Raw genomic sequence first — 22,018 nt, 5'->3', positions numbered from 1 at the left:
GACTGTCGGTGGGCGCCGGTACGTTGGCGGGGTCGGGAAGGCCCGTCCATCGCCGCGAGGGATCACATGTCATATCTGAACCCGGTCCGGAACATCACCTTCGACGCCCATGACCCGTACGCCCTGGCACAGTTCTGGTCCGCCCTCACCGGGTACCCGCTGGAGGGCTCCGCGCCGGGTGACGACGAGGTGCTGATCTCGTCGGGCCAGACGGGGGCTCCGGGCCTGCTGTTCCAGCGGGTGCCGGACGCCAAGGCCGTCAAGAACCGCGTCCACCTCGACATCCAGCCGCCCTCGGGCACGCGGGACGCCGAGGTGGAGCGGCTGCTCCCGCTGGGCGCGCGGGTCGTCGACGACCGGCGCACGGACGACGGGCTGGGCTGGGTGGTGATGGCGGACCCCGAGGGCAATGAGTTCTGCGTGGAGCGCAGCGCCGTCGAGCGCGGCCTGGTGGAGCCGATGTGACGCGGGTCTTCTGCGACGGGGGTCTTCGACGCCTGCGCCAACGCGCGTAGCGTGGCCCGGTGTCGGCAGCAGGAGGGGGCTTGTGGTGACCGAGCAGTTCGAGGCGGACCGGACCTACGACCATGTGTATCTGGTGTTCGTCGACACCGCGGGGTATTCGACGATCGTTCTGTCGAATCCGAGAGACCGCGCCGCCCACGCCTTCGATCTGCTGCGCGAGCGGATGCGCAGCCGGATCGAGCAGCTGGCCGCGGAGCGCCGCTGCGCCCGCAGCGGGGTGTGGAGCTGGCGGGGCGACGGCGGCTTCTTCGCCGTCCACGACGACAGCGAGAGCGTGGCCCGCGATGTCGCACTGGAGGCGGCCAGGACGTTTCTCACCCTGGACCTGCTCCATCTGCGGGACGAGTTCGCGCGGGCGGGCGTGGGCGGCGAGCTGCATCTGCGGATGGCCGTGCACAAGGGCACGATCCAGCACACCGGCGAGGGGCGGACGGGTGCGATCCACTCCCCCGACATCAATCTGGCCGCCCATCTGGAGAAGGCGACCCCCCGGGACTGCCTGGCGATCTCGGAGGACGTGTACCGCACCGCGGGCCCGCACGCGGAGCGGTTCGCGCTCGTGGGGAGCCACGAGGGCAAGCGGGTGTATCTGATGGCCGGGGACGGCGGGCCTGAGCGAGCGGCCAAGGCCTGGCTGGGGAGCCGCGGTCTCGACGGGGGCACCACGGTCCACGCGTATCCCGAACGGCCCAGCTCCGAGGAGAAGGCGCGGCTGCTGGACGCGGCGTCCGAGGAGGTCCTCGACATGGGCACGGCGCTGCGCACCTCGTCCGGCCGGCTGGTGACCACGGAGCGCCCGGCCCGCTATCGCGACGCGGTGCTCGGTCTGCTGCGCCGGGGCGGCGTCTACAGCTGCTATCTGCTGGATCCGTCCTCGGACGCCGCGGCCACGCTGTCGCACCAGTACCAGGAGGACATGACGCGGAAGATCAAGGACTCACTGGAGCGGTTCGGCCGGTTCAAGGAACGCTACGGCGCCGAGGCCGAGGGGCTTCGGGTGTATCAGACGGACGAGTTCCCGGGCTTCTCGGCGCTGGCCGTCGATATGCGGCGGCCCGACGGGCTGATCCTCTACTCCTCGTATCTCATGGGCGCCGGCAAGTACGGCGTGATCGAGCGCGGCGATATGCCGCACCATCTGATCAGCCCGGCGGCCGGGCCGGTGTTCGGGCGCATCCGGGAGCTGGCCGAGGCGCGCGGCACCACGGGGGGAGTCGAGCGCGTCCTGTGAGCCCGCTCAGCCCACGGGAACGCTCCAGGGCAGCGCGATCCAGACGGTCTTCCCGCCCTCGGGTGTCGGAATGACGGACACCTCGCCGCCCCACTCCGCGGCCAGTGAACGGATGATCAGCAGACCCCGGCCGCTGTCCTGGTGGGGGGCGGCCGGGAGCCGTTTGGGCCATCGGGGGTGGCTGTCGGTGACGCCGATCCGCAGCCGCTCCTCACGCTCGAGCCGCACGTCCACGGTGAAGGTGGGTGACTGGCCCATCGTGTGCTGCACCGCGTTGGTGGCGAGTTCGGAGACGACGAGCCGTACGATGCCGACGGTCTCCGCGTCCGTCGGCAGACCCCATTCGGTCAGCACGCTCGTCACATATCTTCGCGCCGCGGTCACCGAGACCGGCGCGCTCGGCAGAGTGACGGATGCTTCCTGGTGGTCAGCCATGGCGACCCTGTCCCTTCCCGCCGGGGTCGCGGCTGCGGGCGCGTGCGAGTGGTATTGCCAAGCCAGTGAAGTCGTTGGGCAGCCCCGGCGGCTCTAGCGTCAGAGTGCCATCGATAGGGCCCGCGACGGGGGCGATCCGCCGAGTTATGCATATATCTGTCGCTCGAAACGGTGAACTCTGCTACGGAAGACCGGATTTGAGCGGCACACTGGCGACCGGGAATTCACAGATAGCCGAAAGGGGACATCATGCGGTATGGCCCTGCGGTGCGCCGCCGCAAGCTCGGTGCGGAACTCCGCCGCCTCCGCGATCTCGCCGGACTCACCAGCGGTGAGGCCGCGCGCCGGGTGGGCTGGCACCAGTCGAAGGTGAGTCGGCTGGAAACCGGGCGCAGCGGCGCGAGACCGTCCGATGTGACGCGGCTGCTGGATGTCTACGGGGTCGCCGACCCGGAGTTGCGGGCGCTGCTGGAGGCGCTGTGCGGCGGGGGCGCCTCGGATCCCGAGGGTTCGCGGCGCGGCTGGTGGTACGCGTACCGCGATCTGCTGCCGCCCGCCTACCGGGACTTCATCAGCCTGGAGTCGGAGGCCTCGGCCGCGTACACGCTGGAGACCACGGTGGTGCCGGGGCTGCTCCAGACCCCGGACTACGCGCGGGCGGTGACCCGGGCGGCGCTGCCGGATCTGCCGCGGCCGGAGGTGGACACCTTGGTGGAGGTGCGGATCGCGCGGCAGTCGGTGCTGCGCGGGGCGCGTCCGCTGCGGCTGCACGCGGTGCTCGACGAGGCGGTGCTGCGGCGGGAGGTCGGCGGGCCCGGGGTGATGGCGGCTCAGCTGAGGCATCTGGCAGAGGTGGCGGCGCTCCCTCAAGTACGGCTCCAGGTACTGCCATTCTCGGCCGGAATGCCCATTGGCATCACGGGTCCTTTCATTATTTTTTCGTTTTCGCACATTAGTGATCTCGATGTTGTTGTTCTCGACCACTTGACGAGTAGCCTCTACCTGGAGCGGAAAGAAGACCTCCGGGCGTACAGCGCCGCGTTCGACACGCTGCGCACCAACGCCCTGTCAGTCAAGGAATCGTTGACCTTCATCACAAAAATCGGGGGCGGCGCCTGAGGGGGCACCATGTCTGGAATGTCCTGGTCCCTACCCTGCGATTCGGCACTGCGCGATGCGCAATGGCGGCGCAGCAGCTACAGCACCGGAATGAACAACTGCGTCGAGTCGGCCGCACTCCCGCCCGGCCTGCTGGCCGTGCGGGACTCCAAGAACACGGCCGGTCCCGCGTTGCTGTTCACCCCGGAAACGTGGGTCACGTTCGTCGACGCGCTACGGGGCGGCGCGCTCGACACCGACGGGACCCGCGCCGACGGGCGTAGCTGAGCCGTCTAAGCGGTCGGCGCGGTCCTCACGACCGCGTCGGCCGCCTCCTCGATTTGCTGATCGGTCAGATCCGCCCGGGCCGTCAGCCGCAGCCGGGAGATGCCGTCCGGGACGGACGGCGGGCGGAAGCAGCCGACGGCCAGCCCGGCCGCCCGGCAGTCCGCGGCCCACCGAACCGCCCGCTCGGGCGAGGGGGCCCGCACCGACACCACCGACGCGTCCGGCCGCACCGCGCTCAGCCCGGCGGCGGTGAGCCGTTCGTACAGCGCGGTGGCCACCGCGCGGGCGCGCTCGGCGCGCTCCGGCTCGCGGCGCAGCAGGCGCAGGCTCGCCTGGGCGGCGCCCACGGCGGCCGGGTTGAGGCCGGTGTCGAAGATGAAGGTACGGGCCGCGTTGACCAGGTGTTCGATCACCCGCGCCGGTCCCAGGACGGCCCCGCCCTGGCTGCCCAGCGCCTTGGACAGCGTGACCGTGACGACCACGTCGGGCGCCCCCGCGAGCCCGGCGGCGTACGGCGCGCCGCGCCCGCCGTCGCCCAGCACCCCGAAGCCGTGCGCGTCGTCGACGACCAGGGCCGCGCCGTGTGCGCGGCAGGCGGCGGCGAGGCCGGGCAGGGGCGCGGCGTCGCCGTCGACGGAGAAGACGGAGTCGGTGACCACGAGCGCGCGGCGAGAGGTGGTTTCCGTCCGGGAGGCGGTTTCCAGGGCCTTGCGCACCGCCTCGGGGTCCGCGTGCGGCACGACGGCGACCTCGGCCCTGGACAGCCGGCAGCCGTCGATGAGCGAGGCGTGGTTGCCCGCGTCGGACAGGACCAGGGCGTCGCGACCGCTCAGCGCGGCGACGGCGGCGAGGTTCGCCGCGTAGCCGGAGGAGAACACCAGGGCCGCCTCGAAGCCGCAGAAGGCGGCGAGTTCCGCCTCCAGCGCGGCGTGCAGCTCCGTATGGCCGGTGACCAGCCGGGACCCGGTCGAGCCCGCCCCCCAGCGTGCCGCCGCCGCACCGGCCGCGGCCGTGACCTCCGGATGCCTGGCCAGACCCAGGTAGTCATTGCCCGCCAGATCGAGCAGCGGGGAGTCGGCGGGACGGGGGGTGAGCGTGCGGACGAGTCCGGCACGGCGCCGCCGTTCGCTCTGTTCGTCGATCCACTCGAACGGGTCGTCGTGACGGTCCTGGGGCATACGCCGTCCCTGCCTTCCGCCGGGCACCTGTCGGGCGCCAACTGTCGGGTCCCGATAGAACGTAGCGGCGTCCATGCATGGTCAGGGTGTGGCAATACACACACCTGGAACGGATGGTGTTGTGGAGTCTCTCCTTTGCCCCGGGCCCTGGGGCAGGGCAGGATCGGCGCCATGGAGCTGCTGAAGACGCTGGTGGACAAGGGGCTGCGGCGCGAGCTGCCGACCCGAGAAGAGGCCCTCGCCGTGCTGGCGACCGCCGACGACGATGTGCTCGACGTGGTGGCCGCGGCGGGCAGGGTGCGCCGCGCCTGGTTCGGGCGGCGGGTGAAGCTCAACTATCTGGTCAACCTCAAGTCCGGCCTGTGCCCCGAGGACTGCTCGTACTGCTCACAGCGGCTCGGCTCGCGCGCCGGCATCCTCAAGTACACCTGGCTGAAGCCCGAGGAGGCCGCGGCCGCGGCGGGCGCGGGGGTCGCCGGCGGCGCCAAGCGGGTCTGCCTGGTCGCCAGCGGGCGCGGGCCGACGGACCGGGATGTGGAGCGGGTCTCCCGCACCATCGAGGCGATCAAGGAGGAGAACGAGGGCGTCGAGGTGTGCGCCTGTCTCGGCCTGCTCTCGGACGGGCAGGCGACGCGGCTGCGGGAGGCGGGCGCCGACGCGTACAACCACAACCTCAACACCTCGGAAGCCACGTACGGGGACATCACCACCACCCACACCTACGCCGACCGGGTGTCGACCGTGCAGCAGGCCCAGGCGGCGGGCATGTCCGCCTGCTCCGGGCTGATCGCGGGCATGGGCGAGACGGACGAGGACCTGGTCGACGTGGTCTTCGCGCTCCGCGAGATGGACCCGGACTCGGTGCCGGTCAACTTCCTCATCCCCATCGAAGGCACCCCGCTCGCGCAGGAGTGGACGCTCACCCCGCAGCGCTGTCTGCGCATCCTGGCGATGGTGCGGTTCGTCTGCCCGGACGTCGAGGTACGGCTCGCCGGCGGCCGCGAGATCCATCTGCGCTCGCTCCAGCCGCTCGCCCTGCACCTGGCCAACTCGATCTTCCTGGGCGACTATCTGACCACCGAGGGCCAGGCGGGCGCGGACGACCTCGCGATGATCGCCGACGCCGGCTTCGAGGTGGAGGGCAGCGACACGACGACGCTGCCCGCGCACCGGGCCGACGCGCTCGCGGCGGCCCGGGCGGGCTGCGGTTCGCACAGCCGTTCCGAGGGGGAGGCGACGGGCGGAGGCTGCGGGCCGTGCGGCGACGCCGCGCCCGCGGAGGCACCGGCCGCCGAAGCCGGGGTCGGCGCAGTCGAGCCCGCGCAGGCCGCCGGCGCCCGCACCGACCTGGTCGCCGTACGCCGCCGTGGCGCGGGCACGGACCTGCCGCCCAATGCCTGAGCCGCTGACGCCCGCCGAGCTGCTGGCCCTGGACCGGCGGCACGTCTGGCATCCGTACGGGCCGATGCCCGGCCGCCAGGACCCGCTGATCGTCGAGTCCGCCTCCGGGGTCCGGCTGCGCCTGGCCGAACCGGCCGAGGGCCACCGGGAGTTGATCGACGGGATGTCGTCGTGGTGGTCCGCCGTCCACGGCTACAACCACCCGGTGCTCAACGACGCGGCCCGCGGCCAGATGGACCGGATGAGCCATGTGATGTTCGGCGGACTCACCCACGAGCCCGCCGTGCGGCTGGCCGCCCGCCTCGTGGAGCTCACGCCCGAGCCGCTCGAACACGTCTTCCTCGCCGACTCCGGCTCCGTCTCGGTCGAGGTCGCGGTCAAGATGTGCCTCCAGTACTGGCGCTCGCTGGGCCGCCCCGCCAAGCGACGGCTGCTCACCTGGCGCGGCGGCTACCACGGCGACACCTGGCAGCCGATGGCGGTCTGCGACCCGGACGGCGGAATGCACCACCTGTGGTCGGGCCTGCTGCCCCGTCACCTCTTCGCCGACGCGCCCCCGCCCGGCTTCGACGCCCCGCCGGACCCCGCGTACGAGGCGCATCTGCGCGACCTGATCGCCCGCCACGCGGACGAACTGGCCGCGGTGATCGTCGAGCCGGTGGTGCAGGGCGCGGGCGGGATGCGCTTCCACTCCCCCGGCCTGCTGCGGGTGTTGCGCGAGGCCTGCGACGAGCACGACGTGCTGCTGGTCTTCGACGAGATCGCCACCGGCTTCGGCCGCACGGGCGAGCTCTTCGCGGCCGGACACGCGGGCGTCAGCCCCGATGTGATGTGCCTGGGCAAGGCGCTCACCGGCGGTTATCTGACGCTCGCCGCGGCGCTGTGCACCCCGCGCGTGGCGGACGGCATCTCGCGCGGCGAGCTCCCGGTGCTCGCCCACGGCCCGACGTTCATGGGCAACCCCCTGGCCGCCGCCGTCGCCCTCGCCTCGATCGACCTGCTGCTCGGCCACGACTGGCGGCAGGAGGTCAAGCGCATCGAGGCGGGCCTGCGGGACGGCCTGGCCGCCACGGCCGAGCTGCCCGGCGTACGGGACGTCCGGGTCCTGGGCGCCATCGGTGTCGTCCAGCTCGACCACGCCCTCGACGAAGGGGGCATGGCGGCGGCCACCCGCGCGGCGGTACGGGAGGGCGTCTGGCTGCGGCCGTTCCGCGACCTGCTGTACACCATGCCGCCGTACATCACGGGCGACGACGACGTGACCCGCATCTGCGCGGCCGTCCACGCGGCGGCCCGAGCGGCCTGACCCGACCGGGCAGGCGTCCGCCGCGACACCCCGCACCCACACGAGAGACCGAAAGGCGCCACCCCATGCCCGTACTCGTCATCACCGGCACCGGCACGGAAATCGGCAAGACCGTCACCACCGCGGCCATCGCCGCCGCCGCGCTGGCCGGCGGCCGGTCCGTCGCGGTGCTCAAGCCCGCGCAGACCGGGGTCCGGGCGGACGAGCCGGGGGACGCGGCGGAGGTGGCGCGGCTGGCGGGGGCGGTCACGCAGGCGGAACTCGCCCGCTACCCGGACCCGTTGGCCCCGGCCACCGCCGCCCGCCGGGCCGGCCGTCCCGCCGTGCGGCCCGCCGACGTGGCCGAGGCGGCGGGCAAGCTGGCCGCCGAGCACGACCTGGTGCTCGTGGAGGGCGCGGGCGGGCTGCTGGTGCGCTTCGACGAGGAGGGCACGACGCTCGCGGACGCGGCGCGGCTGCTGGACGCGCCCGTGCTGGTCGTCGTCCAGGCGGGCCTGGGCACGCTCAACACGACCGCCCTGACGGCGGAGGCGCTGCGCGCCCGGGGCCTGCACTGCCCCGGCTTCGTCATCGGCAGCTGGCCCACGGCCCCGGGCCTCGCGGACCGCTGCAACGTCGCGGAACTGCCCGGGGAGGCCGGCGCCCCGCTGCTGGGCGCCCTGCCGCAGGGCGCGGCGGCCCTCCCACCCGCCGGCTTCCGCGCCGCGGCCCCCGGCTGGCTGGCCCCCGAGCTCGACGGGACCTGGAGCGCGGAGCGGTTCGCCGCGGCGCACGGCTGACCGGGCCGACGGTCTCACCGGGCGGCGGGGCGCACGCGATCGTCGCGTGTGCCCCGCCGACCCACCCCCGCGGCCTCATCCCGCGGCCTCATCCCGCGGCGCGATACGCCGCCCTCAGCTTCCGCAGCGCTCCGGTCACATCCCCGCCGAGCAGCAGATGGTCCGCCTCGGCGAAGGGCTTCGCCACCGCCGGGGTGATCTTCTGGCCGACCCGGTCCTGGACCAGGAGCCGCGCGGCCGTCGCCAGGGCCCGGCTCTCCGCGGAGTCCGCGCGCCCGGTCTTCCGCAGGGCCCTCGCCTCGGCGGTCAGCTCCCCGAGGCGCTTCGCGCCGCCGTGCGCACCGGGCGCACGGGCCGTCGTCAGCCCCCAGCCGTACGGGTACTGCGGGTCGTACGCCGCGTCGCCCACGTTGATCGGCAGCTGGGCCTCGGACTTGGGCCAGGTCACCGGCAGCTGCCCGGTGAAGGGCCGCTTGCCGTAGAGGACGTCCGCGACCCCGTCGCCCTCCGTGCCGGGCAGCCAGGAGGCGACGAGGGCGTCGATGTCGCCGAGGCGGTCGCCGATGAGCTGCGGGCGGCCGGAGACGATCAGCACCGCGCACTTCATGGCGCCGCACACCCGGTCCACCGCGGCCCGGTCGGCCTCGGACAGCCGCAGGTCATGGCCGTTGCCGACGTCCCCCACCCCCTCGGCGTACGGGGTCTCGCCGACGACCACGACACCGACGTCGTGTCCGTCCGTCGGGGCGGAGGCGTCCCTGGAGTAGGTGACAGCGGAGTCGGCGGCCGCCTTCCGCATGCCCTCCAGGATCGTGGTGCCCTCGGTGTGCCGGCCGGAGGAGCCCTGCCAGGTGATGGTCCAGCCGCCGGTCTGGTTGCCGAGGTCGTCGGCATTGGACCCGGCGACGTAGACCTTCTGGGAGGGGGTCAGGGGCAGCACCCCGCCGCCGTTCTTCAGCAGCACCTGCGACTTCGCGGCCGCCTCGCGGGCGACGGCGCGATGGCCGGCCGAGCCGATCCGGTCGAGGTTCGAGGTGTCGGCATACGGCTTCTCGAAGAGGCCGAGCCGGAACTTGGCCGTCAGGATGCGGGAGACCGCGTCGTCGATCCTGGCCCGGCTGATCCGGCCGGCCTCGACCTCGTCGACGAGGGTGGAGTGGAAGTCCGCGTACGCCGTGGGCACCATGACCATGTCCACCCCGGCGTTCACCGCGGTGCGGACGTCGCTCGGGTAGTCGCCGGGGATCTGGTCGATGGCCTTCCAGTCGCTGACGACGAAGCCGTCGAAGCCCATCCGGCCCTTCAGCACGCCGTTGATCATCGCCCCGTCGGCGTGCATCTTGAGCGGCGGCCGCCCGTCGCCGAGGATGTCGAGCGAGGAGTACGAGGGCATGACCGTGCCCACCCCGCGGCGCACGGCCTCCCGGTACGGCGCGAGGTGGATCTTCTCCAGCTCCTCGCGGGTGACCTTGGTGACGCCCTGGTCGATGGTGTAGCCGTCGGTCGTCGAGGAGCCGAACTCCGTACCGCCGTCCCCCACGAAGTGCTTGGCGGTGGTCAGCACCTTGTCGCGGCGGTCGAGGTCCTTGCCGCTCGGCGCGCCCTGAAGGCCCCTGATGACCGGCTCCATGGCGATGACCAGCGCCGGGTCCTCGCCGAAGGACTCGTACGCCCGTCCCCACCGCTCGTCGCGGGACACGCACAGGCAGGGCGCGAAGTCCCAGGGGACGCCGGTGGCGCGCACCTCGGAGGCGGTCACCGCGCCCGTCCTCTCGGCCAGCCGGGGGTCGCGGGCGGCGCCGAGGCCGATGTTGTGCGGCATGATCGTCGCCCCGACGAGATTGTTGTGGCCGTGCACCGCGTCCACGCCGTACACCAGCGGGATCTGGAAGCGGGTGGCCTGGGCGCGCAGTTGGAAGGCGTCCACCATCCGCGCCCAGGCCTCGGGCGTGTCGGGGGTGGGCACCGAGCCGCCGCCGGACAGCAGGGAGCCGAGGCCGTAGGCGGCGATGTCGCCCGGTGAGGTGAGCGCGCCGCGCTCGGCCTGGGTCATCTGTCCGGCCTTCTCCGCCGGCGACATCCGGGAGAGCAGGTCCTTGACGCGCTGCCGCACGGGCAGCTTCGGGTCGAGATACGGCAGCCCATGGGCGTCGATCACGACCCGGGGCGGCTCGGCGGGGGCCTTGGCGCCGGACACGGTGAGCCGCAGCGGAACGGTCTCGGCGGGTTCGGCGCCGCCGCCCCGCGCGGTGACGACCTCGACGGTGCGGGAGGCGCCGGAGGCGGTGCCGGCCGGGAAGGTCACGCTGCCCTTGGCCGGGCGGTAGTCCTCGCCGGGGGTGGCGGTGGCGCCCGGGCCGTCCGCGTCGGTGGCGTAGTCGACGGTCACGGGTTCGCCGAGCGGCGCGGAGCCGGTGGTGGCCACGGAGATCCTGACCCGGGCGGTCGCGCCCTCCTCGACCGGGTAGACGGCCGCGTCCGTGACCACCCGCGCCTTGAGCGAGCCGTCGGCCGTCGCGTGGCCCGCGGCCGCGGCGCCTCCCGTGAGGGGCAGTAAGGCGACGACGACGGCCCCGGCGATAAGCGACGCCGCGGTGGGTCCGAGCCTTCCGTGCTCTCTTGTCTGTCTCCGCTGTCCTCGCTGGCCTGGCATCGCGGCTCCTTCGGCGCTCCTTCGGCTGGATGCACAGATCCTGGGCCGACGCGCCGCCCCGATCGCGGCGGCACGCCGCTCAGGCGCTCCAGGTGCGCAGCTCGGCGGCGATGGCGTGGACGTCTGCGGTGCCGTCCTTGACGAGGCGGGCCAGGTCGCGGACGCGCTCGGGGGTGGTGGCGATCTTCAGCCCGCTGGCGACGAGATAGGCGTACGCGACGGCGGTGGCGAACAGCGCGTTGGACCGCTCCAGGGCGGGCACCAGCAGGAGCAGCTGGAGCAGCGAGGCGGCCCTGGTCTGCGGGTCGGGGTAGATGGGGGTGCCGAATATCTCGGCTTCATGCCTGCTGACGGCGGCGACCAGCGCGCCGTAGTCGGTGACCTGCGGGTCCCCGGGGGTGCTGCGCTCGGCGACCATCAGCAGCCAGGCGAGGTCGATCCGCACAGTCAAGACCGCGCCCCGGCCTCCTTGCCGAACTCCTCGTCGAACACGGTTTGATACTGCTTCATGAAGTCGGCGGCCGCCTCCACGAAGGTATGGCCGACCTCTCCGGCGTCCTTGCGGACCAGCTCTTCGATGTAGCGGTTCATGCTCATGCCCCGCTGGAGCGCGCGCTCCCGCGCCACCTCCGCGGTGGCCTCATCGACCCGGACGTTCAGCTGTGTCTTCGCCACGGCCTCACGCTAGCGTCAATCCGCTAGCATCGGCAAGCCGGGTCTCGCATCGCGGGACCGGGGGCAATTCGATCGACGCCGGGCTCCCGGCGGTGATGGGATCCCACCATGAACGATCTCGTGATACGGGCCGCGACGCCCGCGGACCTCGACGCCGTGCTGGCCTTCTGGAAGGAAGCCGCCGAGGGCACCAGCATCAGCGACGACCGGGACGGCGTGGCCCGACTGCTCGACCGCGACCCCGAGTCGCTGCTGCTGGCCGAGCGGGAGGGACAGCTCGCCGGGACCGTGATCGCGGGCTTCGACGGCTGGCGCTGCCATCTGTACCGGCTCGCCGTGCACCCCGGCCACCGGCGCCAGGGGGTGGCCACCGCGCTCCTCCGGGCGGCCGAGGAGCGGTTCACCGCGCTCGGCGGGCGGCGCGGTGACGCGATGGTGCTGGAAGACAACGAACTCGCCCACCACGCCTGGCGCGCGGCGGGCTACGCCCCGCAGCCGGAGTGGAGCCGCTGGGTCAAGCCGCTGGCCACCTCCCGGTAGGCCCTGTCCGGCGGATCTTGACGCCTGCGGCGGGCCCCACCTGTGCGGCTCCGCCGCGTGGCCGCCGGACACCCGCCGGCCCACATCGCGCACTCCCCCTGTTCCTGCCGGACCATGGGACAGGGGTGACCCGATGACCGAAGTGCTCCTCCTGGCCGTGGCGGTCCTGCTGGCCCTCGCCTGCGGCGGTTTCGTCGCGGCCGAGTTCTCCCTGACCACCGTCGATCGCGGCGCGCTCGAGCGGGCGGTCGAGCGCGGGGAGCGGGGCGCGGCCAGTGCGCTGAAGGCCTCGCGCAGCCTGACCTTCCAGCTCTCCGGCGCCCAGCTCGGCATCACCGTCACCAATCTGGTGGTCGGCATGCTCGCCGAGCCGTCCGTGGCCGCGTTGCTGGCCGGGCCGCTCGAGGCGGCGGGGGTGCCGGCCTCCGCCGTCCACTCGGTGGCGCTGGTGATCGGCACGGCCCTGTCGACGGTCGTGCTGATGGTCGTCGGCGAGCTGGTCCCCAAGAACTGGGCCATCTCCCGCCCGCTGGCCGTCGCCCGGGCCGTCGCCGCCCCGCAGCGCGCCTTCAGCGCCGCCTTCCGCCCGCTCATCGCCCATCTCAACAACGCCGCCAACCGCACGGTGCGCCGGATGGGCCTGGAGCCCGCCGAGGAACTGGCCTCCGCGCGCAGCCCTCAGGAGCTGATCGCGCTGGCCCGGCACTCGGCCCGGGAGGGCGCCCTGGAGGAGGACACCGCGGAGCTGTTCGTACGGACCCTGAATCTGCGGAAGCTGACCGCGGAGAACGTGATGACCCCGCGCGTGCAGGTCATCGCGCTGGACGTACGGGCCACCGCCGAGGACGTCGCCAACGCCACGCGCGCCACCGGCCTGTCCCGCTTCCCGGTCTACCGCGGCAGCCTGGACACCGTCGTCGGCACCGCCCACATCAAGGACCTGCTGGCCCTCCCCGCCGAGGAGCGGCCCCGCCGCCCGGTGTCGGAGCTGATGCGCGAGCCGCTGTTCGTCCCCGCGCCGCTCACCGTGGACCGGGTGCTCGACCGGCTCTCGGGGGAGCGCAGCATGGCCGTGGTCATCGACGAGTACGGCGGCACGGCCGGGGTCGTCACCCTGGAGGACATCGTCGAGGAAGTGGTCGGCGAGGTCCGCGACGAGCACGACCCGCACGAGAAGCCGGGCCTGGCCCCGGCCGGGGAGGACGCGGAGGGCCGGGCGCTGTACGACGCGGACGGCGCGGCCCGCGTCGACCAGCTGGAGGCGCTCGGCATGCGGGTGCCGCACGGCCCGTACGAGACCCTGGCCGGGCTGGTGGCCACCGGTCTCGGCCGGATCCCGGTACGGGGCGACACCCTGGAGGTGGCGGGCTGGGGCGTCGAGGTGGCCGACGACTCCGGCCACCGGGCCGCGCGCGTACGGCTGCGCGCGCCGCTGCCGGACGACGGGGACGGCGGGGATCGCGGGGATCCCCGGGACGGCCGGAGCGGAGACGGTGAGGGGGCGGCCCGATGACCCTGCTCCAGGTGCTGATCGGCCTGCTGACGGTGGTCGTCAACGCCTTCTTCGTGGGGGCCGAATTCAGCCTCGTCTCGGTGCGGCGCAGCCAGATCGAGCCGCGCGCCGAGCAGGGCGACCGGCGGGCGCACGCCGTGCTGTGGGGCCTGGAGCACGTCTCCGCGCTGCTCGCCGCGGCCCAGCTGGGCATCACGCTGTGCACGCTGGTGCTGGGCGCGGTCGCGGAGCCGGCCATCGCGCATCTGCTGGAGCCGGTGTTCCACGCGGTGGGCCTGCCCCTGGGGCTGATCCACCCGGTGGCGTTCGTGATCGCGCTGACCGCGGCGACCTATGTGCACATGCTGTTCGGCGAGATGGTGCCCAAGAACGTGGCGCTGGCCGAGCCGGTGCGCACGGCGCTGCTGCTCGGCCCGCCGCTGGTCGCCCTGGCGCGCGGCCTGCGCCCGGTGATCTTCACGGTCAACTCCTTCGCGAACGCCCTGCTGAAGCTGTTGCGGGTGGAGCCCAAGGGCGAGGTGGCCTCGACCTTCTCCGACGACGAACTGGCCCGGGTGGTCGTGGACTCCCGCAAGGCCGGAATGCTCGACGACCGGGCCACCGAACGGCTGCGGGACGCCCTCGAACTCGGCCGCCGCCGGGTGCGCGATGTCGTGCTGCCTCTGGACCGGGTGGTCTCCGCCCGGCTCGGGGTGACCCCCGAGGAGCTGGAGGGGCTGGCGGCCGAATCCGGGTTCTCGCGCTTCCCGGTGGTCGACGGCTCCGGGCGCGTCCTGGGCTATCTGCACGTCAAGGACGCGCTGGACGCCCGCCCCCGCGACCTGCCGTTCCGCCTCGACCAGCTGCGCTCGATCGCCCGGGTGCGGCCCCAGACGGCGCTGGACGACGTGCTGACCGCGATGCGCGACAGCCGCACCCACCTCGCCGCCGTCATCGGCCCGGAGGGTCGTCTGGAGGGCCTGGTCACCATGGAGGACGTGCTGCGCGAGCTGGTCGCCTGAGCGGGCGGGCAGGCGGCCCGCCATCCGCCCCTCATGCGTCTGCCATGTGTCACCGCCTAGTCACCCCGCCGCGACTCGTGCGCGATGATGCACGCCTGCCAGTGGGCGAGCGCCTCGGCCTTGCCCCCGCCCCCTTCCTCCGCCACGGCCAGCAGCGCGTCGGCTGCCATCGCGGCCAGCCGGACGGCCACCCGGCACACGTCCCGCCGCTCCAGCGGGTCCAGCAGGGCGACGGCCCCCTCCCCGTCGTCGGCGAGCGCGGCGGCCACGATGGCCATGGTCGTACGGTCGCATTCAAAGGCATCCACGCCGCCAGACTGCCCCGATGCGCCCCGTCCGGAACCCGGCACGGGCCAACCGAGGGATCCGCCGGGCGCGCGGGGCGCGCGTGAGGCGCGGGTCACGCGAGCCTCATGTGGGCCGGGTGCCGGATGGGTCGTAGCGGAAGATCGTGTACTCGATCCTCCCGATGACCTTCGTTCTGGTGGTCCGCCGGTACAGCTCGGGCGGCCGGAAGATGTTGTCGTCGTAGATGTCGGCGCCCGGCTCCAGGTTCCAGATGGCGGTCGTGCCGTTGCGCGCCCCGCCCTCGAAGTAGATGTTGGTCATGCCCATGCGGCTCATCATGCGCGCGCCCGCCGTGGCGCGCACCCACGGGGCGGTCATGGCACGCCCACCGGATAGGATCGCCCGCGCCATGCGGATGAACACCACCTACACCAGCTACGTCGCGGTCGGCGACTCCTTCACCGAGGGCATGTCCGACGGACTGCCGGACGGCAGCTACCGGGGCTGGGCCGATCTGCTCGCGGCGCGCCTCGCGGCCCGCACCCCCGGGTTCCGCTACGCCAACCTCGCGGTGCGCGGCAAGCTCATCGGACAGATCGTCGACGAGCAGGCCGACCCGGCGGCGGCGATGGGCGCGGACCTGGTCACCCTGGTCGGCGGACTGAACGACGTGCTGCGGCCCAAGTGCGACGTGGAACAGGTCTGCGGGCTGCTCGAGGATGCCGCGGGGCGGCTGGCGCCCAGCTGCAAACAGCTGGTGCTGATGCGCAGCCCGGGGCGGCGCGGGCCGGTGCTGGGGCGGTTCCTGCCGCGGATGGAGGAGCTGTTCTCCTTCATCGACGGGCTGGCGGCGCGGCACGGCGCGATCGTCGTGGACCTGTTCGCCTCCGAGGCGCTCGGCGATCCGCGGATGTGGGCGGAGGACCGGCTGCATCTGAACGCCGAGGGGCACCGGCGGGTGGCCGAGGCGGTCTGGCAGGCGCTGGGGCACGAGCCGGAGGCCGACTGGAACGCACCGCTGCCGCCCGCCGTACGGCCCGGCTGGGCCGCCCGGCGCGCCTCGGACGCGCGCTTCGCCCGCGAGCACCTCGGGCCGTGGATCGGCAGGCGGCTGACGGGCCGTTCCTCGGGCGACGGGCGGCCGCCGAAGCGGGCCGAGCTGCTGCCGTACGAGGGCTGATCCGCCGCCGTACGGGCGCTGGGGCGCTGCCGTCCGGGCGTGACCACGGCCACCGCGCTGGCCTGCGCATACGCCCAGTAGACTGTCTGTCCGTGACTGCTAAGCCGCGCATCCCGAACGTCCTGGCCGGCCGCTACGCCTCCGCGGAGCTGGCCGTCCTGTGGTCCCCCGAGTACAAGGTGACGCTGGAGCGGCGGCTGTGGCTCGCCGTGCTGCGCGCCCAGAAGGACCTCGGGATCGAGGTGCCGGACGCCGCCCTCGCCGACTACGAGCGGGTGCTGGAGACCGTCGACCTGGCCTCGATCGCCGAGCGCGAGAAGGTCACCCGGCACGACGTGAAGGCCCGGATCGAGGAGTTCAACGCGCTCGCCGGGCATGAGCACGTCCACAAGGGCATGACCTCCCGCGATCTGACCGAGAACGTGGAGCAGCTCCAGATCCGGCTCTCCCTGGAGCTGGTCCAAGGCCGTACGGTCGCCACGCTGGCCCGGCTGGGGAAGCTGGCCGCCGAACACGCCGAGCTGGTCATGGCCGGGCGCTCGCACAACGTGGCGGCGCAGGCGACGACCCTCGGCAAGCGCTTCGCGACCGCGGCCGACGAGCTGCTGGTGGCGTACGGGCGGCTGGAGGAGCTGCTGGGCCGCTACCCGCTGCGCGGCATCAAGGGCCCGGTCGGCACCGCGCAGGACATGCTGGACCTGCTGGGCGGCGACGCGGCCAAGCTGGCCGAGCTGGAGCGGCGGATCGCCGGGCACCTGGGCTTCGGGCAGGTCTTCACCTCCGTCGGCCAGGTCTACCCGCGCTCGCTGGACTTCGAGGTGGTCACCGCGCTGGTGCAGCTGGCCGCGGCCCCCTCCTCGCTGGCCAAGACGATCCGGCTGATGGCCGGGCACGAGCTGGTGACCGAGGGCTTCAAGCCCGGGCAGGTCGGCTCCTCCGCCATGCCGCACAAGATGAACACCCGCTCATGCGAGCGCGTCAACGGCCTCGCGGTGATCCTGCGCGGCTATGCCTCGATGACCGGCGAGCTGGCCGGCGACCAGTGGAACGAGGGCGATGTGTCCTGTTCGGTGGTGCGCCGCGTCGCGCTGCCGGACGCCTTCTTCGCCTTCGACGGGCTGCTGGAGACCTTCCTGACGGTGCTCGACGAGTTCGGCGCCTTCCCCGCCGTCGTCGCCCGCGAGCTGGACCGCTACCTGCCCTTCCTCGCGACGACGAAGGTGCTGATGGGGGCGGTGCGGGCCGGGGTGGGCCGCGAGGTGGCGCATGAGGCCATCAAGGAGCACGCGGTCGCGTCGGCGCTCGCGATGCGCGAGCAGGGCGCCGAGCGCAACGAGCTGCTCGACAAGCTCGCCGCCGACGAGCGGATCCCGCTGGACCGCGCTCAGCTCGACGGGCTGATGGCCGACAAGCTGTCCTTCACGGGCGCGGCCGCCGAGCAGGTCGCCGCGGTGGTCGCCCGGATCGAGGAGATCACCAAGCGCCACCCGGAAGCCGCGGCGTACACGCCCGGGTCGATCCTCTAACCCGGCCCGGCACTCCGCGATGACCCCCGCCGAACTGGAAGCCGCCCGCGACCGCCTCGTGCCCGACGTGGTCGCGGACGGCCTCCGCGTGCTGTTCTGCGGCATCAACCCCGGGCTGATGACCGCCGCGACGGGCCACCACTTCGCCCGGCCGGGCAACAGGTTCTGGCCCGTCCTGCACGCCTCCGGTTTCACCCCGCGCCGGCTCCTGCCGTCGGAGCAGGACGAGCTGCCGGGGTACGGCCTGGGGATCACCAATGTGGTCGCCCGCGCCAGCGCCCGGGCCGACGAGCTGAGCGACGAGGAGTACCGCGAGGGCGGGCGGCTCCTGGCGGAGAAGGTCGCCCGGCTGCGCCCGCGGTGGCTCGCCGTCGCGGGCGTGACCGCGTATCGGGTGGCCTTCGGCGACAAGCGGGCCAGGATCGGCCCGCAGGAGCGCACCATCGGCGCCACCCGGATATGGGCCCTGCCCAACCCCAGCGGGCTGAACGCCCACTGGACCCTGGCCACGATGGCCGAGGAGTACGGCCGGCTGCGCGCCGCCGCGTACGCCGACGGTGACGGCTGACGGCTGACCGCTGAGAACACGCGGCTGGGAGCAGACGGCTCAGCGCACGCTGTCCTCCCCTATCGCCGCGACCAGTTGCAGGGGCAGCTCGCGGTCCCCCTGCCCTATCCCCAGCCCTATCCAGCGCCCGCCGGTCCGCCAGCCGTACATCCGCCCCACATAGCCGCACAGCGACCGCAGCGGCTCCAGCACCGGCTCGCCCATGGCTTCGCGCTCCACATGGTCGGCCAGGTCGAGGACTTCGGGCTCGCCCCAGCGTAAGGACAACACCTGGACCAGCACCCGCAGCTCCGCCTCGAATTCCTCCTCGACCTCGATCAGGCGCTCCAGATCCGCGTCCCAGAAGTCCTCGCTGACCCGGAGGTCGGCGACATGGAAGCCGGGGCCGCTCGCCACGCCCCCGACGACGCCCCGCCGGTCGGGGAAGTCCCGGGCGCGCAGCCGGTCGATGGTCGCCAGATGGTCCGCCGTGCTGGTCATGACGTCATTAAACAAGCGGGGTACGACAATCAGGCGGTCAGGCGGCGCCCGGCAGTTGGCCGCCCGTCAGCTGTCCCGGCGCTCGACCGCCAGCCGCCCGCAGAACACCGCGACCGCCGTGTACAGCGCCAGCACCCCGAGCCCCGTCCACGCGCCGAGCGGGCCTTCCGGCGTGGCATGCAGCACCTGCTGACCGGCCTGGTCGGGGAGGAACCTGGTGGCGGACGTGGCGCCGAACACCGGGGAGAGGAACGAGACGACGGGGACGACCAGCGCCAGGGCGCCGACCGAGCTGCGCAGCACGGCGGCGACGCCCGCGGCCAGCACCGTCAGCAGGGCGAGATAGATCCCGCAGCCGACCGCCGCGCGCAGCGCTCCCTGTGCGCCCGGGCCCACGCCCTCGTCGCCGAGCAGCGCCTGGCCGCTGAGCAGCGACACGAATCCGGTGACCAGACCGACGGCCAGGGCGCACAGGCCCACGACGGTCAGTTTGCACCCGTAGTAGAGGCCGCGCCGGGGTACGGCGGCCAGCCAGACGCGGATGCCTCCGCCGGTGTATTCGTTGGCCACCGCGAGGACGCCGAAGCAGACGGCGGCGATCTGTCCGAAGGGCAGGCCGAAGAAGGAGTAGAAGACCGGGTCGAAGTCGCTCTCCTTGCCGTCATAGGTCGCGCTCGCGACCGCCGAGATCCCGGCGGTCGCCACCAGACCGCCGAGGAGGGCGAGCAGGAGGGATCGCAGGGTGCGGATCTTCATCCACTCCGAGTGCAGCACCGCTTTGACCGACATACGACCTCAAACCTCCTGCTTCGTTGTGTTCACGTTCTCGTCCTCGGATGTGGGCGCGGATGTGGGCGCGGACGCCGTGAATTCCGCCTCGTCCGCGGTGAGCCGCAGATACGCCTGCTCCAAGGAGGCCTTGTCGTCGACCAGTTCGAGGACGGGGATGCCGTGCTGGGCGGCCAGCGTGCCGACCTGCTCCGGTGTGGCCCCGTCGACCGTCCAGTGGTCCGGCCCGTCCGGCTCCACGGTCAGCCCCGTGCGGGTCAGCTCCGCGCGCAGCCGCTCCGGCTCGGTGGTGCGCACCCGCACCCGCGGTCGGCTGTGTTCCCGGATGAACGCCTCCATGGACATGTCGGCGAGCAGCCTGCCCCGGCCGAGCACGACGAGGTGATCGGCGGTCAGCGCGGTCTCGGCCATGAGATGGCTGGAGACCAGGACGGTGCGGCCCTCTCCGGCCAGCCGTTTCATGAGCGTACGGATCCAGATGATGCCTTCGGGGTCGAGCCCGTTGGCCGGCTCGTCGAGCATCAGCACGGGCGGGTCGCCCAGCAGCGCCGCCGCGATGCCCAGTCGCTGCCGCATGCCGAGCGAGAACGTCCTGATGCGCCGCTTCGCGGCAGCGGCCAGCCCCGACTCCTCCAGCACGGCGTCGACCCGGCTCGCGGGGAGGCGGTTGCTCAGCGCCAGGCACAGCAGGTGGTCCCGGGCGGTGCGGGCGCCATGGGCGGCGCCCGCGTCCAGCAGCGCGCCGACGTGGCGCAGGGGCTCGTCGTGCTCGCGGTACGGGCGGTCGCCGACGGTCGCGGTGCCGGAGTCCGGCCGGTCGAGGCCCAGCACCATCCGCATGGTGGTGGACTTGCCGGCGCCGTTGGGCCCGAGGAAGCCGGTGACCCGGCCGGGTTCCACCCGGAAGGTCAGCCCGTCCACGGCGCGCACCGACCCGTAGTCCTTGGTCAGCTCATGTACGTCGATCGACGTCGCGGTGGTCATGGTCTCCACGCTGCCGTGCCGGGCCGCCCGTGGCTTCCCCCACCAGCGGGGTCGGCCTCCCCCGCGCGGGGGAGGGCGTGGGAGCGGGGCGCAGGGCACGATGGCCGATGTGTCCACGTCGCCCGCCGCCCTCGCCACCCGTATCCCGCGCGCCGCACGGGCCGCCGTCGCCCCGCTGGCCCGGGCGGTCACCTACACCCGCTGGCTGCATCTGCTGATGGGGGCCGTGGTGGCGGCGGCGTGCGGCCTGGTCTACCCCGGGCTCTTCGACCTCCGCACCGCCGACCTGCTGTGGCTGCCGGTGCTGCCGGTGCTGCCGCTGGTGGCCGTCGCGATGGTGCCGGCCACCCGGCTGGCGGAGGGGCTCCAGGCCCGTCTGCTGCTCACCCCCGGAGAGCACGCGCGCCACCAGCAGGGCCACCTCGCCCCGCGGATCGCGGCCGCGCCGTCCGCGTCCCGGGGCGACCGGGCGCGCACCGCGCTGTGGCTGGTGCTGCGGCTGGAGGCGGGCTGTCTGACGGCGCTGCTGAGCGTCCAACTGCCCAATGTGACGGGGGCGCTGGTCGCCGCGGCGTCCGATGGCACGCCCACGGCGGTCATGGGCCTACGGATCAGCGGCCACCACTGGTGGTACGCGCTGCTCGCCCCGCTCCCCCTCGCCGCCCTGATGGCCCTGGTCGTGGCCGCCGGGAGCCTGATGACGGCGGCCGCCACCCGGCTGCTGGGCCCGTCGGCCGCGGAGCGGCTGGCCGCGCTGGAGGAGCGTACGGAGCGGCTCCTGGAACACAACCGGCTCGCCCGCGAGTTGCACGACTCCATCGGACACGCGCTCACGGTCGCCGTGGTGCAGGCCGGCGCGGCGCGCGCGGCGGGCTCCGCGGAGTTCACGGACCGCGCGCTGGCCGCGATCGAGGAGACCGGGCGGAGCGCGCTGGAGGACCTGGAGCGGGTGCTGCGGCTGCTGCGCGAGGACACCGCCCGGGGCCCGGCCGACCGCCCGGGACTCACCGACGCCGAGCGCCTCCTGGAGTCGGCGCGGGCGGCGGGCTCGACGCTCGACGCGGAGGTGACCGGCCCGCTGGAGGAGCTGCCAGGACCGGTGTCCCGCGAGGGCTACCGCATCCTCCAGGAGGCGCTGACCAATGTGCTGCGGCACGCGGGCCCGGTGCCGGTGACGGTACGGGTCGCCGTCGCCGCGGACACGGGGGCGCTGCGGCTGGACGTACGCAACCCGCTGCCGGGCCCCGGCCGCCCGGACGGGCCGTTCGCCGGTCCCGGCCGCGGCACCGGCCTGCGCGGCATCCGCGAGCGGGCGGCGCTGCTGGGCGGCGAGGCGGAGGCGGGCCCGTACGAGGGCGAGTGGCGGCTGAGTGTGACCCTGCCGCCGGACCGGAGCCACGCCCACGTGTGATCCGAGGCCGAGGCGAGCACATTAAGACCGTCCGGCGGTAGGGAGCGCGGGTGAAGGAGCGGGTCGAGGGGCAAGCATGGGCGTGCCCCGTGAGGAGAGCGCAGCGGCGCTGCGTGCGACGAGCGGGGTGCGGCCAGGCGCCGCCCATCGGCACGCGACGCCGCGGGCC

The 22,018-nt window shown here is 73.5% G+C and carries 24 protein-coding genes; 14 read left to right on the top strand and 10 right to left on the bottom strand.

All coding sequences use genetic code 11. From position 1 onward, the window contains the following. Positions 1–66: 66 nt before the first annotated feature. Together ACH4S9_RS19280 and ACH4S9_RS19275 are read left to right on the top strand one after the other, a co-directional pair. Positions 67–465 carry a VOC family protein gene (locus ACH4S9_RS19280; protein ID WP_311729476.1) on the top strand — a complete coding sequence of 133 codons (399 nt, stop codon included), beginning with the start codon at positions 67–69 and terminating at the stop codon, positions 463–465. Between the two features lie 85 nt (positions 466–550). Next, positions 551–1,756, top strand: a complete 1,206-nt coding sequence (locus ACH4S9_RS19275; RefSeq protein WP_311729477.1) for a hypothetical protein — start codon at positions 551–553, stop codon at positions 1,754–1,756. Positions 1,757–1,762: 6 nt separating this feature from the next. Here the strand turns inward: ACH4S9_RS19275 and ACH4S9_RS19270 are convergent, their stop codons facing one another. Beyond that, a complete protein-coding gene (locus ACH4S9_RS19270; protein ID WP_311729478.1) occupies positions 1,763–2,191 on the bottom strand; it encodes an ATP-binding protein in 429 nt (142 codons plus the stop codon). Positions 2,192–2,440: 249 nt separating this feature from the next. On the opposite strand from ACH4S9_RS19270, the gene ACH4S9_RS19265 reads away from it, so the two are divergent. Both ACH4S9_RS19265 and ACH4S9_RS19260 read left to right on the top strand, forming a co-directional pair. Continuing rightward, on the top strand, positions 2,441–3,310 hold the full coding sequence (locus ACH4S9_RS19265; RefSeq protein WP_361189141.1) for a helix-turn-helix transcriptional regulator: 870 nt from the start codon (positions 2,441–2,443) through the stop codon (positions 3,308–3,310). Positions 3,311–3,319: 9 nt separating this feature from the next. Beyond that, complete coding sequence (locus tag ACH4S9_RS19260) at positions 3,320–3,577, top strand: DUF397 domain-containing protein (protein ID WP_352132645.1); 258 nt, start codon at positions 3,320–3,322, stop codon at positions 3,575–3,577. A 5-nt stretch (positions 3,578–3,582) separates the two neighbouring features. On the opposite strand, the gene ACH4S9_RS19255 is transcribed toward ACH4S9_RS19260, so the two are convergent. Next, positions 3,583–4,755: an 8-amino-7-oxononanoate synthase gene (locus ACH4S9_RS19255; protein ID WP_398373198.1), complete on the bottom strand. Its 1,173-nt coding sequence runs from the start codon at positions 4,753–4,755 to the stop codon at positions 3,583–3,585. A gap of 171 nt (positions 4,756–4,926) precedes the next feature. Between ACH4S9_RS19255 and bioB the strand changes: the two genes are divergently transcribed. The 3 genes from bioB (at position 4,927) to bioD (ending at position 8,241) form a co-directional block, all read left to right on the top strand. Then, positions 4,927–6,156: a biotin synthase BioB gene (gene bioB, locus ACH4S9_RS19250; protein ID WP_398373196.1), complete on the top strand. Its 1,230-nt coding sequence runs from the start codon at positions 4,927–4,929 to the stop codon at positions 6,154–6,156. After that, complete coding sequence (locus tag ACH4S9_RS19245) at positions 6,149–7,462, top strand: adenosylmethionine--8-amino-7-oxononanoate transaminase (protein ID WP_398373194.1); 1,314 nt, start codon at positions 6,149–6,151, stop codon at positions 7,460–7,462. Before bioB ends, ACH4S9_RS19245 begins: the two co-directional genes overlap by 8 nt. 65 nt (positions 7,463–7,527) lie before the next feature. Then, a complete protein-coding gene (gene bioD, locus ACH4S9_RS19240) occupies positions 7,528–8,241 on the top strand; it encodes a dethiobiotin synthase (protein ID WP_398373192.1) in 714 nt (237 codons plus the stop codon). Between the two features lie 88 nt (positions 8,242–8,329). Here the strand turns inward: bioD and ACH4S9_RS19235 are convergent, their stop codons facing one another. The 3 genes from ACH4S9_RS19235 to ACH4S9_RS19225 form a co-directional block, all read right to left on the bottom strand. Then, complete coding sequence (locus tag ACH4S9_RS19235; protein WP_398373190.1) at positions 8,330–10,894, bottom strand: glycoside hydrolase family 3 N-terminal domain-containing protein; 2,565 nt, start codon at positions 10,892–10,894, stop codon at positions 8,330–8,332. Between the two features lie 79 nt (positions 10,895–10,973). Beyond that, a complete protein-coding gene (locus ACH4S9_RS19230; RefSeq protein WP_352132651.1) occupies positions 10,974–11,345 on the bottom strand; it encodes a fic family toxin-antitoxin system, toxin component in 372 nt (123 codons plus the stop codon). Next, positions 11,342–11,569 (bottom strand): antitoxin, encoded by a 228-nt coding sequence (locus tag ACH4S9_RS19225; RefSeq protein ID WP_311729487.1) that lies wholly within the window; start codon positions 11,567–11,569, stop codon positions 11,342–11,344. The genes ACH4S9_RS19230 and ACH4S9_RS19225 overlap by 4 nt, the downstream gene beginning before the upstream one ends. Positions 11,570–11,677: 108 nt before the next feature. Between ACH4S9_RS19225 and ACH4S9_RS19220 the strand changes: the two genes are divergently transcribed. The 3 genes from ACH4S9_RS19220 (at position 11,678) to ACH4S9_RS19210 (ending at position 14,623) form a co-directional block, all read left to right on the top strand. Continuing rightward, on the top strand, positions 11,678–12,109 hold the full coding sequence (locus ACH4S9_RS19220; RefSeq protein WP_311729488.1) for a GNAT family N-acetyltransferase: 432 nt from the start codon (positions 11,678–11,680) through the stop codon (positions 12,107–12,109). 133 nt (positions 12,110–12,242) lie between these two features. After that, entirely contained in the window at positions 12,243–13,622 is a 1,380-nt protein-coding gene (locus ACH4S9_RS19215) for a hemolysin family protein (protein WP_398373187.1), read from the top strand. Beyond that, a complete protein-coding gene (locus ACH4S9_RS19210) occupies positions 13,619–14,623 on the top strand; it encodes a hemolysin family protein (protein ID WP_398373185.1) in 1,005 nt (334 codons plus the stop codon). Before ACH4S9_RS19215 ends, ACH4S9_RS19210 begins: the two co-directional genes overlap by 4 nt. Positions 14,624–14,679: 56 nt before the next feature. Here the strand turns inward: ACH4S9_RS19210 and ACH4S9_RS19205 are convergent, their stop codons facing one another. Together ACH4S9_RS19205 and ACH4S9_RS19200 are read right to left on the bottom strand one after the other, a co-directional pair. After that, complete coding sequence (locus ACH4S9_RS19205; protein ID WP_311729602.1) at positions 14,680–14,901, bottom strand: hypothetical protein; 222 nt, start codon at positions 14,899–14,901, stop codon at positions 14,680–14,682. Between the two features lie 133 nt (positions 14,902–15,034). Next, a complete protein-coding gene (locus tag ACH4S9_RS19200) occupies positions 15,035–15,289 on the bottom strand; it encodes a hypothetical protein (protein WP_311729491.1) in 255 nt (84 codons plus the stop codon). Between the two features lie 31 nt (positions 15,290–15,320). Between ACH4S9_RS19200 and ACH4S9_RS19195 the strand changes: the two genes are divergently transcribed. The 3 genes from ACH4S9_RS19195 to mug all read left to right on the top strand — a co-directional run bounded on the left by ACH4S9_RS19195 (position 15,321) and on the right by mug (position 18,185). After that, positions 15,321–16,091, top strand: a complete 771-nt coding sequence (locus ACH4S9_RS19195) for an SGNH/GDSL hydrolase family protein (RefSeq protein WP_398373182.1) — start codon at positions 15,321–15,323, stop codon at positions 16,089–16,091. A 92-nt stretch (positions 16,092–16,183) separates the two neighbouring features. Continuing rightward, positions 16,184–17,617, top strand: coding sequence for an adenylosuccinate lyase (gene purB, locus ACH4S9_RS19190; RefSeq protein ID WP_385346323.1), 1,434 nt, complete (start codon positions 16,184–16,186; stop codon positions 17,615–17,617). Positions 17,618–17,636: 19 nt separating this feature from the next. Beyond that, a complete protein-coding gene (mug, locus tag ACH4S9_RS19185; RefSeq protein ID WP_385346321.1) occupies positions 17,637–18,185 on the top strand; it encodes a G/U mismatch-specific DNA glycosylase in 549 nt (182 codons plus the stop codon). Between the two features lie 39 nt (positions 18,186–18,224). Here mug and ACH4S9_RS19180 read toward each other — a convergent pair whose 3' ends face one another. The 3 genes from ACH4S9_RS19180 to ACH4S9_RS19170 form a co-directional block, all read right to left on the bottom strand. Continuing rightward, on the bottom strand, positions 18,225–18,665 hold the full coding sequence (locus ACH4S9_RS19180) for a hypothetical protein (protein WP_398373179.1): 441 nt from the start codon (positions 18,663–18,665) through the stop codon (positions 18,225–18,227). A 66-nt stretch (positions 18,666–18,731) separates the two neighbouring features. Then, the gene (locus ACH4S9_RS19175) at positions 18,732–19,454 is read right to left on the bottom strand and encodes an ABC transporter permease subunit (RefSeq protein ID WP_311729496.1); all 723 of its coding nucleotides are present in this window, start codon (positions 19,452–19,454) and stop codon (positions 18,732–18,734) included. 6 nt (positions 19,455–19,460) lie between these two features. Beyond that, complete coding sequence (locus ACH4S9_RS19170) at positions 19,461–20,438, bottom strand: ATP-binding cassette domain-containing protein (protein ID WP_311729497.1); 978 nt, start codon at positions 20,436–20,438, stop codon at positions 19,461–19,463. 100 nt (positions 20,439–20,538) lie between these two features. Here ACH4S9_RS19170 and ACH4S9_RS19165 point away from each other — a divergent pair, with 100 nt between their 5' ends. Beyond that, on the top strand, positions 20,539–21,849 hold the full coding sequence (locus tag ACH4S9_RS19165) for a histidine kinase (RefSeq protein ID WP_311729498.1): 1,311 nt from the start codon (positions 20,539–20,541) through the stop codon (positions 21,847–21,849). Positions 21,850–22,018 lie beyond the last annotated feature (169 nt).

It is taken from the genome of Streptomyces sp. NPDC021225, from assembly GCF_044332865.1.
Lineage (GTDB): Bacteria > Actinomycetota > Actinomycetes > Streptomycetales > Streptomycetaceae > Streptomyces.
This window is presented reverse-complemented; position numbering and strand designations above follow the sequence as displayed.